Source organism: Peterkaempfera griseoplana, from assembly GCF_001418575.1.
Lineage (GTDB): Bacteria > Actinomycetota > Actinomycetes > Streptomycetales > Streptomycetaceae > Peterkaempfera > Peterkaempfera griseoplana.
The window spans coordinates 1-14,141 of the sequence record NZ_LIQR01000052.1; the positions used below are offsets into that span (position 1 = coordinate 1).

Below are 14,141 nucleotides of genomic sequence, written 5' to 3' on the forward strand. Positions count from 1 at the left end.
TGTATAAGGGACAGGGGCGGGGCCTCAGGGCCGGGTTCAGATCAGTCCGCGGCGGGCCGCCCAGGCGACGGCCTCGATCACGCTGTTGAGCCCCAGTTTGTCGCACACTCCGCGATAACGCCGCCGCACCGTACGGGCGCTGACGTGCAGTCTGCGGGCCACGGACTCGACGGGCAGGCCGGTGGCGAGCAGGGCCAGTAGGTGGAGATCGTCGCGGTCGATCCTTGGATGTTCGGACAGGGCCGGGTTCTTCTCATAACTGAGCGTAGACACTCCGCTCTCCTCCTCGGCTGACAACGAGGCTGCGCCAACGTAACCGGCGGTACGTACACGGTCAAGGTTTGTGTTCAAGGCCCGGCCCGGGGCTCGCCGCCCCGGACCGGGCACTGGTGCGCCGTGCTGTCGGCCTTACAGGTTCCGCACCCTGATGTTGCGGAACTCGATCAGGTCGTTGTCGCTGTGGTTCTGCAGTCCCACGTAGCCGCTGAGGAACTGGCGCAGGTCCGTGGGCGGGTCACCGGCCCGCGAGGACGACTTGCCGGGCGTGTTGTCGAACTCGTTGATCACCACACCGTTGCGGATGATCGTGTAGTGCTGTCCGACGACGCGCACCTCGTAGTCGTTCCACTGGCCCTTGGGGGTGACCCCGGCCCGGTCCAGCGTCACCGGGTCGAAGTTGTACACCGACCCGGTCTTCTGGGGCTCGTCGGTGTCACCGTCGTAGATCTGGATCTCGTGACCGCAGTAGATCGCCATCCACTCCGGCGCGCTCCGGGCCGAGCCCACCGTGCCGCAGCTGCCGGCCGGCCGCTGGTCCAGCGGGGTCCTCAGGTCCGGGAACCGGGTGAAGATGCCGCTGTTGGCCCGGTGGCCGTCCGGGGCGACGTCCCGGAACTGGGCCCGGAGCGAGAAGTCCCCGAGCGCCTGCTTGGTGTACCAGAGCATGCCCATGCCGCCGGTGCTGTGCAGGGTGCCGTCGGCCTTCAGCTGCCAGTCACCGGCACCGGCCTGGGCCCAGTCGGCGAGGCTGGCGGCCGAGCCGTCGAAGAGCGGGCGGTAGCCCGCCACCTTGCCGATCGGGGACTGTGCCGCCGCCTTGACGAGCGCGGACGACTCCCCGTTGTCGAGCACACCGGACTTCCGCAGCTCGTTGACCACGTCGGTGACGTGGCTGACGAAGTCGCCGTGGTTGTCCCAGCTGCGCTCGTCGTCGATCAGGTCGCCCACGGTGCAGCCGCCGCCGGCCTGGTGGTTGGCCACGCCGGTGTCGCTGTCCAGCAGCCACACGGTGGAGCGGGCGTCGGGCGCGGCGCAGCCGGCCGTGACGTCGATCTTCGCGGTGGTCGTGGTGCCGTCGGCGTAGGTGACCTTCAGGGTGGCGTGGTGGATGCCGTACTCGGCGTAGGTGTGCACCGGGTCGGCGTCGTGCGACGGCTGGCTGCCGTCACCGAAGTCCCACTCCCAGGAGACGCCACCCGCCTTGGCGGACGAGAAGGAGACCGTCCTGGGGGCGCTCTGGTCCGCGACGCGGCCCGCGGCGTCGGCCGGGTTCGGGGTGGCCGGACCGCCGTGGTAGGAGATGCGGATCAGCTTCTGGTTCGGGTCCAGGCTGAAGAAGCCGCCCGCGTAGTCCAGCATGTACAGCGCGCCGTCCGGGCCGAACTTGGCGTCCATCCAGCTCTGCAGCTTGGTGTCGCCGCTGCCGCCCGGGATGATCTGGCGCAGGTCCTCGGCGAAGGCCGGCGCGCCGGCCGACGCGACGGTGGACGGGTCGACCGTCACCGCGACACGGTTGGCGGCGTTGGACTCGTCACCGATGAACCACTTGTTGTCCCAGTACGCGGGCCACGCCACCCCGCTGTCGGTGTCGACCTCGGAGCGGTGGTAGGTCGGGCCGTCCATGATGGCCTGGCCGCCGCCCTTGAGGTACGGCTCGGTGTACTTGGCGTCGTTCTGGTCGTAGGTCGGCAGCCCGCTGCCGTCGGTCCGGGTCGGGTAGACCGGGCCGCCGCCCTGCGGCGAGTACCAGATCATGTTGTTGCGGGCGGGCGGGATGTCCACCAGGCCGGTGTTGCGCGGCGAGGTGTTCTTGAGGTTGTCGCAGTCGTACCAGCCGGTGAGCACACCGGCGTCGGTGTTGCTGCGGTCGCGGTAGGGCTGCTTGTTGCCCATGCAGTACGGCCAGCCCTGGTTGCCGGCCGAGGTGATGACGGTGGCGGTCTCGTACTTGGCCGGCCCCAGCTGCGGGTCCGGCGCGCCGGCGTCGGGTCCGACCCAGCCGGCGGTCAGCCAGTCGTTGACCTTGTCGTAGGCGATCCGCGCGACGTTGCGGACGCCCATGACGTAGATCTCCGGGCGGGTCTTGCCGCCGCCCTCCTCCTGGCCGGTGAAGAGGTTGCCCTTGGGGATGGTGTAGGTGCCGTTCGCCTCCGGGTGGATGCGCAGGATCTTGCCGTCGAGGTCGTTGGTGTTGCCGGCCGTACGGCGGGCGTCCTGGAAGGACAGGCCCTTGTAGTCCTGGGTCCAGTTGTTGCCGGAGTAGCCGGCGCCCGCCCCGAGGGAGGAGTTGTTGTCACCGACGCCGACGTAGAGGTTGCCGTCGTTGTCGAAGGTCATGCCGCCGCCGGCGTGGCAGCAGCTGTGGATCTGCACGGTCCAGTGCAGCAGGTCCTTGCGGGTGCCCTGGTCGATCGACTGGCTCGCGGAGTCGTACGTCAGCCGGGAGATGGTGCGCTGGCCGGTCTGCTTGTCCCGGTCGATGGACTCGTGGGGCATCCAGTAGATGTAGATCCAGCCGTTCTCCTCGAACTTGGGATCGAGGGTGATGCCGACCAGACCCTCCTCGTTCTTGACCAGCTCGTCGCCGCTGCCCCGGTTGCCCATCACATCGAGCGTGGTGAGCAGTTTGACCTTTTTGGTCTTCGGGTCCCACTGGTGGATGGTGCCGCAGCCCAGCCCCACCTTGGGGTCGTTCCAGTCGGCGATCGGCCCGCTGGGGCAGGCCGCCTTGCCGATGTAGAAGACCTTGCCGTCGGGGGCGATGGTCAGGCCGTGCGGCTCACCGATCTGGTCGAGCTGGCCGGTCTGGTTCTTGGGGGTCAGCCGCTCCACCGAGTAGTTGGACGCGATGGTGGCCTGGCAGTCGCCGCGGACCATGCCGGTGGTCCACTCGATGGCGCCGAGCAGATGGCTCTGGAACTTGGTGTCCGAGGTGTAGCTGTCCTCGGTGCGGCCCATCCCGGTGTAGAAGGACCGGCCGCCGTCGTAGTCGCGGCACCAGGAGACCGGGTGGAAGGCGCCGTTGCCGGCCAGTCCGGGGTCGTAGCTGTTCTCCTCGACCTGGGCGACGGTCTGCACCTTGCCGACCGGGCTGGGGTCCCAGTTCATCCACTGGTCCGACCGGGTCCACTTCAGCGGCAGGCCCTTGTTGGCCGGGTGCCCGCGGTCGACCAGGTCGACCACGGCCTGCTGCACCTTGGTCTCCGGGGCCGGTGCCGGATCGGCCGTGAAGAGCCGCAGCTCGGCCAACTGGGTAGCCGACTCACCGGAGTTGGCGGTGATGTTCAGCCGGTAGAAGGGATAGGCGGTGGTGTTGCCGAAGGTGAACTGCCGGGTCTGGAACCGGTCGGGGAAGCTCTGGCCGCTGCGGGTGTCCAGCGTGGTCCAGCTGGACCCGTCGGCGGAGCCCTGCAGTGTCCAGTCCTTGGGGTCCCGGCCCGGGTAGTCGTTGGCCGAGGTGAGGGCGTACTGGCTGATCGCGACCGGCTTGTCCAGCTTCTCGGTGATCCAGCCGGACGACTGGAAGGTCAGCCACTTGGTGCTGTTGCTGCCGTCGGCGGCCTTGTCCTTGGACTCGTTCGGCGGGTTGTCCCCGCTGGCCGTGACCGCGACCGCCTTCTCGGCGGCGGGCAGGCTGGCGGCCGGACGGGTGCCGATCAGACCGGTGAACCAGGCGGAGGAGGAGTCGGCCCGTGCGGCGTCGTGGACACCCACGAAGCCGCCGCCGCCCTTGATGTAGGCCTGGAAGGCCGACTCCTGGGCCGAGTCGAGCGACACCCCCTTGGCGGAGAGGAAGACCACGCCGCGGTAGCGCGCGAGGTTCCCGGCGGTGAAGACGCCCGGATCGTCCGACTCGTCGACCGAGAAGCCGTGTTGCTGCCCGAGCCGCTCGATCGCCGATGCCGCCGAGGTGACCGGGTCGTCCTGCTGGGCGGCGGGGCCGTGGAACACCAGGACGTTCACCGAGGAGGCGGAGGTGTCGACCGCATCCCGGCTCTGATCGGTCACCGTGGCCGCCTGGGTCGGCAGCGTGGCGAGTCCCATGACGAGCGCGGCGCTCGCCAGCAGGACGGTCGCACGGCCTTGCGGCCGTGCTCTGAGGGCCCGCACCAGACCCGACGGAGGCGCCCCGCCCCGTCGGGACCGGGTGGACCGGTCTCTCTGACCCATGGTTTCTCCTTGACTCGATCCGGATCACTGGATGAGCGGGTGGAACACGCCCGCCGGGGCCGTCAGGGCGGGCCCCGACGGGCGTGGCTCTGAGGTGGGACCAGGGCGGGCAGGCCCGTCACATCGGCTACATGCCGGGCAGGGCCGTCACATCGGCTACATGCCGGGCAGGCCCGTCACATCGGCTACATGCCGGGCATGTGGGACATGCCGTCCATGGGTGGCGGCGTGCCGCCGGTGACCGTGCCGTCCGCCTCGGTCACCATGAAGACCCCGGACATCCCCATGTCCGAGTGGCTCTGCACATGGCAGTGGTACATCCAGGCGCCCGAGCCCACTCGCTCGCCGGCGATCACCTGGAAGCCGAACGAGTCCGCAGGGCCGGTGGTCTTGGTGTCGATCACCCGGCTCACGTCCTGGGGGCCGTCGATGATTCCGGTGCGGTTGTCGGCCCAGCGGTGGCCGTGGACGTGGAAGGTGTGGAAGAAGTCCCCGTGGGTGATCACGATGAACTCCACCCGCTCGCCGCGCACCGCGGTGAAGGTGGGGGTGTCGGGTGCGGTCCTGTTGTTGATCGTCATGTCGTTGAAGACCACGGTGAACTGCTTGTCCGGCAGCACGTCGCCCTTGCGGCGGACGACCACCGGCCCGAAGAGGCCCTTGCGGATGCCGCCGGTGCCGTGTTCGGTGCCCACGACGTGGTCGTGGTAGTGCCAGTAGCCGGCGCTCCCGGCCTCCCAGGTTCCGTCGTGGCGCTTGCCCGGGGCGTGGGTGCGCCAGACGTAGGTCCGGCGGCCGCCCGCCTCGATGGCGCTGTTGTTCATCGCGGTGCCGTCGCTGGCGGTGTCGTAGTCCACGCCGTGGACGTGCAGGCTGGCTGCCGTGTCCAGGTTGTTGACGACGTCGATGTAGAGGGTGTCGCCCTCGGTGAGCTCGATCAGCGGGCCGGGGACCGTCGCCTTGCCGGGCTCCAGTCCGTAGCCGAGCTGCCCGCCGGGGAGTTTCTCCATGTAGAGGGTCATATGGCGTTCCTGGCCCGAGCCGCCCTGGGCGGTGGGTTTGGAATCCGCGGTGGCCGGGGTGCCGGCGAGCAGCCCGGGCAGGGTGGCGGCGACGGCGGCGGCGCCGGTGGCGAACCAGCGTCGGGAGACAAGCGGCCGCGCGTTTGGGCCTGAGTCGGTCATCGCTCTCCATTCCACGGCAGCGTTCCTCGGCAGAGGTGGCTGCCGGCAGGCGGTTCGTGACGTCGAAGTGGTACGTCGCGCTGGACGCGGCCGTCGTCGGGGCCCGCGTCGTGCAGGTGTGCCGGGGCCGGGCCCTGGGGGCCGGCGGGGCTGGTGCGGCGGGTCCGGGGCCGTTCGGCTCCTCGGCGGCAGGCTTCACCCGGACGGCCTCACGGTAACGGCGTCCCGGAAGTTTTTCCAGACTCAGGTCAAAGTCTGCTGAGTTGTGGTCATAGACCTTGGCGGACCGTCAAAAGGCGAGTAGCTTCCGAACATTGCCGCGCTTGCAGAGACGCGCCGACCCCTCCTCGGCCCCGCGGCCTCCCCTCCACCGCCTCCACCGCGCGGAACCAGACCAGCGATTCGCGAAAGGTGCAGCCGTGTACAGACATCTGCTCAACTCGCCGACGGATCCGCCCGCCCCCGCGGCGGCGCGCCGTCGGCTCCACCCGCACCGGGTGCTGACGACCCTGGTGGCCGTGTTCCTGGCCATCTGCTCACTGGGAGCGCCGGCCGTGTACGGGGCCGGGGCCGCAGCCGCCGCGGACACCCAGGTGCTCACCTGGACCGCCGGCGACGCCTATATGAACTACCTGTCCTTCCCCACCACCGCGGTGGCGGGGCCGACGACGATCGTCTTCGAGAACAGCGCGGCCACCGGCAACACCACGGGGATGCCGCACACCCTGACGTTCGACACGTCCAACCCGGACTACAACACCGATGTCAACGTCAACATCACCGCCAACCCCTTCGACGCCGCCGGGGGCCGGCACACGCTCGACGTCACCCTGACGCCGGGCGTCTACCACTACTTCTGCACCATGCCCGGCCACATCATGACGGGCGAGCTGACCGTCACCGCCGGCCCCGGCGGCGGTGACACCACTGCTCCGGAGACCTCGGCGTCGGTGTCGGGGACGAGGGATGCCTCGGGTGCGTATGTGGGCAGTGCGACGGTGACGGTGTCCGCTTCGGATGCCGGGTCCGGGGTGGCGAGTGTGGAGTATGCGCTGGACGGTGGGGCGTTCAGGGCGTATTCGGCTCCGGTGCAGGTGGGTGCGCCGGGGCAGCACACGGTGGCGTACCGGGCGACGGACAAGGCGGGGAATGTCGCGGCGGTGAAGTCGGTGGACTTCACGGTGGTGGCTCCGCCCGCGCAGGACACCACTGCTCCGGAGACCTCGGCGTCGGTGTCGGGGACGAGGGATGCCGCCGGATCCTACGTCGGCAGGGCGACGGTGACGGTGACGGCCTCGGACGCGGACTCCGGGGTGGCGAGTGTGGAGTACGCCCTGGACGGCGGCCCGTATCTGGCCTACACCGCACCGGTGGTGATCGACCGCGAGGGCGGGCACACCCTGCTCTACCGGGCGACCGACAGGGCCGGCAACACCTCGACCCCGCAGTCGGTGTCCCTGGAGGTCACCGCGGGCGCACCGCCGTCCAACTGCCCCGAGCAGGACGACCGCACCACGGTGTACGTGGGCACGGTCAACACCGGGGTGCCCGACCGCGTCACCACCAACGGGTGCACGATCAACGAACTGATCGAGGACTACCGCGTGTGGGACAACCACGGCTCCTTCGTGGCGCACGTGGAGAAGATCGTCAAGGAGTTGCGCAGCGAGGGCGTCATCGACCAGCGCGAGGGCGGCAGGATCTCCCAGGCCGCCGGCCGGTCGGACGTCGGCAGGCCGCAGCACGACCACTGACAGCGGTCCCAGGGGGTGCGGAGCCGTCCGGCTCCGCACCCCCTTCGCCATGCTCCAACTCTGCTTTGTCCTGTGGAAGATGAAAGTCCATCTGATTGCTGCGCAAGTTCTTTTGCGTTCGGCTGCTCAGTGCTACGGTCCTTTTGAAAGTCGCGCCCCGGGATGCCGGATGCGCGCATGTTCCAGCTGCGACGGGAGGGCGGAGTGAGGCGCATGACGGCTCGTTCGGCCAATGTCCACCAGGCCCGGCTGCTCCGCCTGCTGCGGGACCTCGGCCCGCAGTCCCGGGTCGCCTTGGGGGACCGGGTCGAGCTGTCGCGTTCCAAACTCGCCGTCGAGATCGACCGCCTGCTGGAGACCGGCCTGGTCGTCCAGGACGGCCTGGCCGCCTCCCGGGGCGGTCGCCGCTCGCACAATGTGCGGATCGCGCCCTCGCTGCGCTTCCTCGGCGTCGACATCGGTGCGACCTCGGTGGACGTCGCCGTCACCAACGGCGAGCTGGAGATCCTCGGCCATCTGGCCGAGCCGCTCGATGTGCGGGTCGGCCCGGTCGCGGTCTTCGAGCGGGTGCTGGCGATGGTCGCCAAGCTGCGCGACGCGGGCCTTGCGGACCACTTCGACGGCGCGGGGATCGGCGTACCCGGCCCCGTGCGGTTCCCCGAGGGCGTGCCGGTGGCCCCCCCGATCATGCCGGGCTGGGACGGCTTCCCCGTCCGTGAGGCGCTGAGCCAGGAGCTCGGCTGCCCGGTCCTGGTCGACAATGACGTCAACCTGATGGCGCTGGGCGAGCAGCAGGCCGGTGTCGCCCGGTCGGTGCGCGACTTCCTGTGCATCAAGATCGGCACCGGTATCGGCTGCGGCATCGTCGTCAGCGGCGAGGTCCACCGCGGTGTCACCGGCAGCGCCGGGGACATCGGCCACATCCAGGTGGATCCGGCCGGACCGCCGTGCGCCTGCGGCAACACCGGTTGCCTGGAGGCGCACTTCGGCGGCAACGCGCTCGCCCGCGACGCCGTCGCCCTCGCCGAGGCCGGCCGGTCGGTGGAGCTCGCATCCCGGCTGGAGGCGGCAGGGCGGCTCACCGCCGAGGACGTCTCCGCCGCCGCGAGTGCGGGGGACCCCGTGGCCCTCGACCTGATCCGCCAGGGCGGCAGCCGCACGGGGCAGGTCATCGCCAGCCTCGTCAGCTTCTTCAACCCCGGTCTGGTGGTGATCGGGGGCGGACTCACCGGACTGGGCCACACCCTGCTGGCGAGCATCCGCACCCAGGTCTACCGCCAGTCCCTGCCGCTGGCGACCGGCAACCTGCCGATCGTCCTCGGTGAACTCGGTCCCGTCGCCGGCGTGGTCGGTGCCACCCGGTTGATCAGCGACCACCTCTTCTCACCGGCCTGACGCGCCTCCGCGCGGCCGGGAGCCTTCCGCTCGGCCGGGGTGCCCCAGGCGCCCCGGGCCCGTACCTCATGCATCCCTGCCTAGGAGTCCTCATGGACAGTCAGCACGATGCGCCCCCGCTGGGGGTGGGCATGGTCGGATACGCCTTCATGGGCCGCGCCCACTCCTATGCCTGGCGCACCGTCGCCAGGGTGTTCCAACTTCCGGTACGTCCGGTCATGGCGGCGGTCGCCGGCCGCGACCGGGCGGCGGTGGAGGCGGCGGCCCACCGGCACGGCTGGGCCGCCGCCGAGACGGACTGGCGCGCACTGATCGCCCGTCCGGATGTGCAGCTGGTGGACATCTGCACCCCCGGCGACAGCCACGCCGAGATCGCCATCGCCGCCCTGGAGGCCGGCAAGCACGTGCTGTGCGAGAAGCCGCTGGCGAACACGGTCGAGGAGGCGGAGGCGATGGCCGCCGTCGCCGCCGCGGCCGCGCTGCGCGGCGTGCGCTCGATGGTCGGCTTCAGCTACCGCCGCGTCCCGGCGCTGGCGCTGGCCCGGCGCCTGATCGCGGAGGGACGGCTCGGTGCCCTGCGGCACGTCAGGGCGCAGTACCTCCAGGACTGGATCGTCGACCCGGAGTTCCCCCTGGTCTGGCGGCTCCAGCGGGAGCACGCCGGTTCCGGGGCGCTGGGCGACCTCGGTGCCCACATCATCGACCTGGCGCAGTACCTGGTCGGGGAGCCGCTGACCGGGGTCTCCGCGGTGACCGAGACCTTCGTCCGGGAGCGGCCGCTGCCCGCGGCCTCGTCCGGGCTGGCGGCCGTCGCCGACGGCGCGGCGCCGCGCGGACCGGTCACCGTGGACGACGCCGCCCTGTTCACCGGCCGGTTCCCCGGGGGAGCCGTCGCCTCCTTCGAGGCCAGCAGGTTCGCGACCGGCCGCAAGAACGCACTGCGGGTCGAGATCAACGGCGAGCGCGGCAGCCTCGTCTTCGACCTCGAACGCCTCAACGAGCTGAACTTCCACGACCACACCGAGGCGGCCGGGACGGCCGGCTTCCGCCGGATCCTGGTCACCGAACCCGAGCACCCCTACCTCGAGGCCTGGTGGCCCGCCGGCCACGGACTCGGCTACGACCACACCTTCATCCACCAGGCCCGCGACCTGGTCTGCGCCGTCGCGGAGGGCCGCGACCCCGAGCCGTCCTTCGCGGACGGGCTGCAGGTGCAGCGGGTCCTCTCGGCGGTGGAGCGCAGCGCTGCCGGCGGCAGCGTCTGGACACCCGTCCCGCAGCCGGACGGGGACCGCGTCGCGGTCGCGCCCCGATGATTCGCGCCCGTCCCTGACGAAAGGGGCCACTCTTTACCGACACGCACTTCTCGTATGTCTCGAATTCTCCTGACATGAGTTCTGTGGAACTCATTGCGGCCCTGGTTCGGTCCGCTGATTCCGCACGTATTTCTGCGCTGCCTCCACAATTGTCCGAAGCCGTCGGCCGACCGTGCCGACCAGCAGGGTAAACCTGTCGAAGGACTGCTTCCTCATGTGGCCACAAGAGCCCGGAGAGGTTCCAGCGCCCTGTTCAAGCAACGCCCCGAGGGCTACGTTTCCCTCGGTTTGCCGCCGACCTTGAATTCCCTACAGAGGGAGACCGATGAGTGCTCCGCTGCTCGAGATGAAAGGTGTCGTCAAGGAGTTCCCCGGCGTCCGGGCCCTTGACGGCGTCGACCTCGACGTGGCCGCCGGAGAGGTGCACTGCCTGCTGGGTCAGAACGGCGCCGGGAAGTCCACCCTGATCAAGGTGCTGGCCGGCGCCCACCAGCCCGACGCCGGGCACATCGCCTGGGAGGGCGAGGCAGTGACCCTGCCCACCCCCACGGCGGCCATGCGCCACGGCATCGCCACCATCTACCAGGAACTCGACCTCGCCGACGGTCTGACGGTGGCCGAGAACATCTACCTCGGGCACGAACAGGCCCGGCTGGGCTTCACCCAGCGCTCGCGGATGCACTCGGCCGCCCGTGAGCTGCTCAAACGCCTCGGGCACCCGGAGATCCCGGTCTCCCGCGAGGTGGGCGACCTGTCCGCCGCCGGCAAGCAGATCGTCTCCATGGCCCGTGCGCTGTCGCACCGGGCACGGCTGATCATCATGGACGAGCCCTCCGCGGTGCTCGCCCACGACGAGGTGGACAACCTCTTCCGGGTCATCGCCGACCTCACCGCCGACGGTGTGGCGGTGGTCTACATCTCCCACCGGCTGGAGGAGATCCGCCGGATCGGGGACCGGGTCACCGTGCTCAAGGACGGCCGTACGGTCGCCCGCGGGCTCCCGGCCCGGACCACCCCCACCTCGGACCTGGTCGCGCTGATGACCGGCCGCACCGTGGAGTACGTCTTCCCGCCCAGGCCGGAGCGGGCCGGGCCGGACGAGCGCCCGGTGCTGCTGGAGGTGGCGGGCCTCAGCCGCCCGGGGGAGTTCCAGGACGTCTCCTTCAGCGTCCGGGCCGGCGAGATCGTCGGCCTGGCGGGCCTGGTCGGCTCCGGCCGGTCGGAGGTCCTGGAGACGGTGTACGGAGCCCGCCGCCCCGCCGCCGGGCAGGTCCGGGTGGACGGCTCACCGCTGCGGCCCGGCAGCGTCACCGCCGCCGTCCGGGCCGGCCTCGGGCTCGCCCCGGAGGAGCGCAAGAGCCAGGCGCTGTTCATGCTCTCCTCCATCGCGCGCAATGTGTCGATGTCGTCCCTGCGGCGGTTCTCCCGGGCCGGATTCGTGGACACCCGCGCCGAACTGGCCGCGACCGGCGAGGCGGTCCGCTCGCTCGACCTGCGGCCGCCCGACCCGACCCGGCCGGTACGCACGCTCTCCGGCGGCAACCAGCAGAAGGCCGTGGTGGCCCGCTGGCTGCTGAGCGACTGCCGGCTGCTGCTGCTGGACGAGCCCACCCGCGGCGTGGACGTGGGGGCACGCGCAGAGCTGTACACGCTCATCCGGCGGCTCGCCGACTCGGGGGTCGGCGTACTGCTGGTCTCCAGCGAGGTGCCCGAGGTCCTCGGCCTCGCCGACCGCGTCCTGGTGCTGCGCGAAGGACGGGTGGTCCGTGAGGCCGACGCCCCGGACCTCGACGAATCGCAAGTCCTCGACCTCGTGATGGAAGGGAGCGCTGAGACGTGAGCCAGCAGACCAGACCCCCGGACGGGAGCGGTCCCGGGACCGCCGCCGGCGGGACGGACGTGCCGGAGGCCGGGACCGCCCGCAGGAGCGGCGCCACCGCGGGCAGGTCGGCCCTGGGCCGGGTGGGCAAGGTGCGCAACCTCGGCCTGATCGCCGTACTGACGCTGCTGTGCGTGATCGGCGCGGTCAGCTCGGACAACTTCGCCACCCGGCAGAACATCCTGGTGATCCTCACCAGCGCGGCGGTCATCGGCGTCATCACGGTCGGCCAGACCTTCGTCATCATCGGCGGCGGCATCGACCTGTCCGTCGGCGCCATCGTCGCCCTGGCCTCGGTGTGGTGCACCACGGTGGCCACCCAGGACTACGGGTTCGGCGGCATGGTCTTCTGCGCGCTGGTCGTCGGCGCGGTCGTCGGCCTGGTCAACGGCCTGGTCATCGCCTACGGCCGGGTGGTGGCCTTCATCACCACGATCGCCATGATGGCCACCGCCCGCGGACTGGCGGAACGGATCTCCGACCGGCAGTCCCAGGTGGTCACCGTCGACTCCTTCAACTCCATCGCCTCCACCCGGTGGCTCGGCGTCCCGGTGCTGGTGTACATCCTGGCGGCGGCCGTACTCCTCGGCTGGGTACTGCTCAACCGCACCACCTTCGGCCGGCGCACCTTCGCGATCGGCGGCAACCAGGAGGCCGCCCGCCTCGCCGGCCTCGACGTACGCCGCCACACGGTGCTGCTGTACGTCCTCTCCGGCCTGTGCTGCGGCATCGCCGCGGTGATGCTCACCGCGCGCACCACCTCCGGCGCCAGCAACCTCGGCGACCTGTACGAACTGGACTCGATCGCCTCCGTGATCATCGGCGGCACGCTGCTCACCGGCGGCCGCGGCTCGCTCGTCGGCTCGATCCTCGGCGTCCTGGTCTTCACCACGATCACCAACATCTTCGTCCTCAACAACCTGACGACCGACATCCAGCAGATCGCCAAGGGCCTGATCATCCTCGCGGCCGTGCTGATCCAGCGCCGCGGCAACACCCCCTCCACCGCGTGAACCCCTCACCGGACGACCGCACCGCCAACGGAAGGACACGAGACATGGACAGCTCCAGATCCGCCGGGATCGACCGCAGGCGGCTGCTCTTCGGCAGCGCCGTCATCGGCGGCGGCGTCCTCCTGGCCGGCTGCACCAGCAACCACAAGGAGGACACCCCGACGAGCGACGTCAAGACCGCGGCCGCCTCGGGCAGCGGCAGCGGCAACGAGGCGCTCGGCAAGCACGTGGTGATCGGGTTCTCCGCCCCGGCCGCCGACCACGGCTGGATGGCGGCGATCACCAAGAACGCCGAGGCCCAGGCCGGCGCCTACTCCGACGTCCACCTGGAGGCCGTCGAGGGCACCAACGACGTCAACGCGCAGATCAGCCAGGTCCAGACGCTGATCGGCAAGAAGGTCGACGTGCTGGTCATCCTGCCCTTCGACGGCAAGGCCCTGACCGCGGTGTCGCAGCAGGCGATGGACGCCGGCATCCCGGTGGTCAACCTCGACCGGGTCTTCGACTCGCCGCTCGCCTACCGGACCTGGATCGGCGGCGACAACTTCGGCATGGGGCTCAACGCCGGCCTGTACATCGGCAAGACCCTCAAGGACAAGGGCGTCGCCAACCCGGTCATCGGCGAGATCGCCGGCATCGACAACCTGGACCTCACCAAGCAGCGCAGCTCCGGGTTCCGCAAGGGCCTGGCCAAGTACGGCTTCAAGGTGGACATCCGGCAGGCCGCCCAGTTCACCGCCGACTCCGGCCAGCAGGTGATGAGCAACGTCCTCCAGGCGCGCTCGCACCTGGACGCCGTCTGGAACCACGACGACGACCAGGGCATCGGCGTCGAGGCGGCCATCAAGCAGGCCGGCCGCGACGAGTTCTTCATGGTCGGCGGCGCCGGTTCCAAGCACGCCATGGAGGAGATCAAGGCCGACAACTCGGTGCTCAAGGCCACCGTGGTCTACCCGTCCAACATGTCCGCCTCGGCGATCAGGGTCGCCCGGCTGATCGGCCAGAGCAAGGGCATGGGCGACCTGGTCGGCACGGACCTGCCCTCCTCGCTCACGCTCTTCTCCGCCACGGTCACCAAGGAGAACGTCGACCAGTACCTCCCCGGCGCCTTCAGCTGACCGGTCACCAACCGTCCGAGCCACCCACGCGCG

The 14,141-nt window shown here is 70.4% G+C and carries 8 protein-coding genes and 1 pseudogene; 6 read left to right on the forward strand and 3 right to left on the reverse strand.

Going from position 1 to position 14,141, the window contains the following annotated elements; translation table 11 throughout:
* Positions 1-36: 36 nt before the first annotated feature.
* From AOK09_RS41035 to AOK09_RS04155, 3 genes are all read right to left on the reverse strand, one after another.
* Positions 37-273, reverse strand: coding sequence for a LuxR C-terminal-related transcriptional regulator (locus AOK09_RS41035; protein ID WP_245687102.1), 237 nt, complete (start codon positions 271-273; stop codon positions 37-39).
* A 135-nt stretch (positions 274-408) separates the two neighbouring features.
* Entirely contained in the window at positions 409-4,449 is a 4,041-nt protein-coding gene (locus AOK09_RS43560) for a ThuA domain-containing protein (protein ID WP_055585733.1), read from the reverse strand.
* A gap of 185 nt (positions 4,450-4,634) precedes the next feature.
* A complete protein-coding gene (locus AOK09_RS04155; protein WP_055585734.1) occupies positions 4,635-5,633 on the reverse strand; it encodes a multicopper oxidase domain-containing protein in 999 nt (332 codons plus the stop codon).
* A gap of 512 nt (positions 5,634-6,145) precedes the next feature.
* On the opposite strand from AOK09_RS04155, the pseudogene AOK09_RS04160 reads away from it, so the two are divergent.
* The 6 genes and pseudogenes from AOK09_RS04160 to AOK09_RS04185 form a co-directional block, all read left to right on the forward strand.
* Positions 6,146-7,372, forward strand: a pseudogene (locus AOK09_RS04160) (OmpL47-type beta-barrel domain-containing protein); the annotation flags it as partial.
* Between the two features lie 228 nt (positions 7,373-7,600).
* Positions 7,601-8,782, forward strand: a complete 1,182-nt coding sequence (locus AOK09_RS04165; protein ID WP_055585736.1) for an ROK family protein — start codon at positions 7,601-7,603, stop codon at positions 8,780-8,782.
* A gap of 92 nt (positions 8,783-8,874) precedes the next feature.
* A complete protein-coding gene (locus tag AOK09_RS04170; RefSeq protein WP_055585737.1) occupies positions 8,875-10,098 on the forward strand; it encodes a Gfo/Idh/MocA family protein in 1,224 nt (407 codons plus the stop codon).
* Positions 10,099-10,423: 325 nt separating this feature from the next.
* A complete protein-coding gene (locus AOK09_RS04175; RefSeq protein ID WP_055585738.1) occupies positions 10,424-11,938 on the forward strand; it encodes a sugar ABC transporter ATP-binding protein in 1,515 nt (504 codons plus the stop codon).
* Positions 11,935-12,990: an ABC transporter permease gene (locus AOK09_RS04180; RefSeq protein ID WP_407675342.1), complete on the forward strand. Its 1,056-nt coding sequence runs from the start codon at positions 11,935-11,937 to the stop codon at positions 12,988-12,990. Before AOK09_RS04175 ends, AOK09_RS04180 begins: the two co-directional genes overlap by 4 nt.
* 44 nt (positions 12,991-13,034) lie before the next feature.
* Positions 13,035-14,108 carry a substrate-binding domain-containing protein gene (locus AOK09_RS04185; RefSeq protein WP_055585739.1) on the forward strand — a complete coding sequence of 358 codons (1,074 nt, stop codon included), beginning with the start codon at positions 13,035-13,037 and terminating at the stop codon, positions 14,106-14,108.
* Positions 14,109-14,141 lie beyond the last annotated feature (33 nt).

Excerpts from the sequence above, each read along its gene's own strand:
- AOK09_RS43560 (WP_055585733.1), bottom strand. The coding sequence starts at position 4,449 with ATGGGTCAGAGAGACCGGTCCACCCGGTCCCGACGGGGCGGGGCGCCT.
- AOK09_RS04155 (WP_055585734.1), bottom strand. The coding sequence starts at position 5,633 with ATGACCGACTCAGGCCCAAACGCGCGGCCGCTTGTCTCCCGACGCTGG.
- AOK09_RS04165 (WP_055585736.1), top strand. The coding sequence starts at position 7,601 with ATGACGGCTCGTTCGGCCAATGTCCACCAGGCCCGGCTGCTCCGCCTG.
- AOK09_RS04170 (WP_055585737.1), top strand. The coding sequence starts at position 8,875 with ATGGACAGTCAGCACGATGCGCCCCCGCTGGGGGTGGGCATGGTCGGA.
- AOK09_RS04175 (WP_055585738.1), top strand. The coding sequence starts at position 10,424 with ATGAGTGCTCCGCTGCTCGAGATGAAAGGTGTCGTCAAGGAGTTCCCC.
- AOK09_RS04185 (WP_055585739.1), top strand. The coding sequence starts at position 13,035 with ATGGACAGCTCCAGATCCGCCGGGATCGACCGCAGGCGGCTGCTCTTC.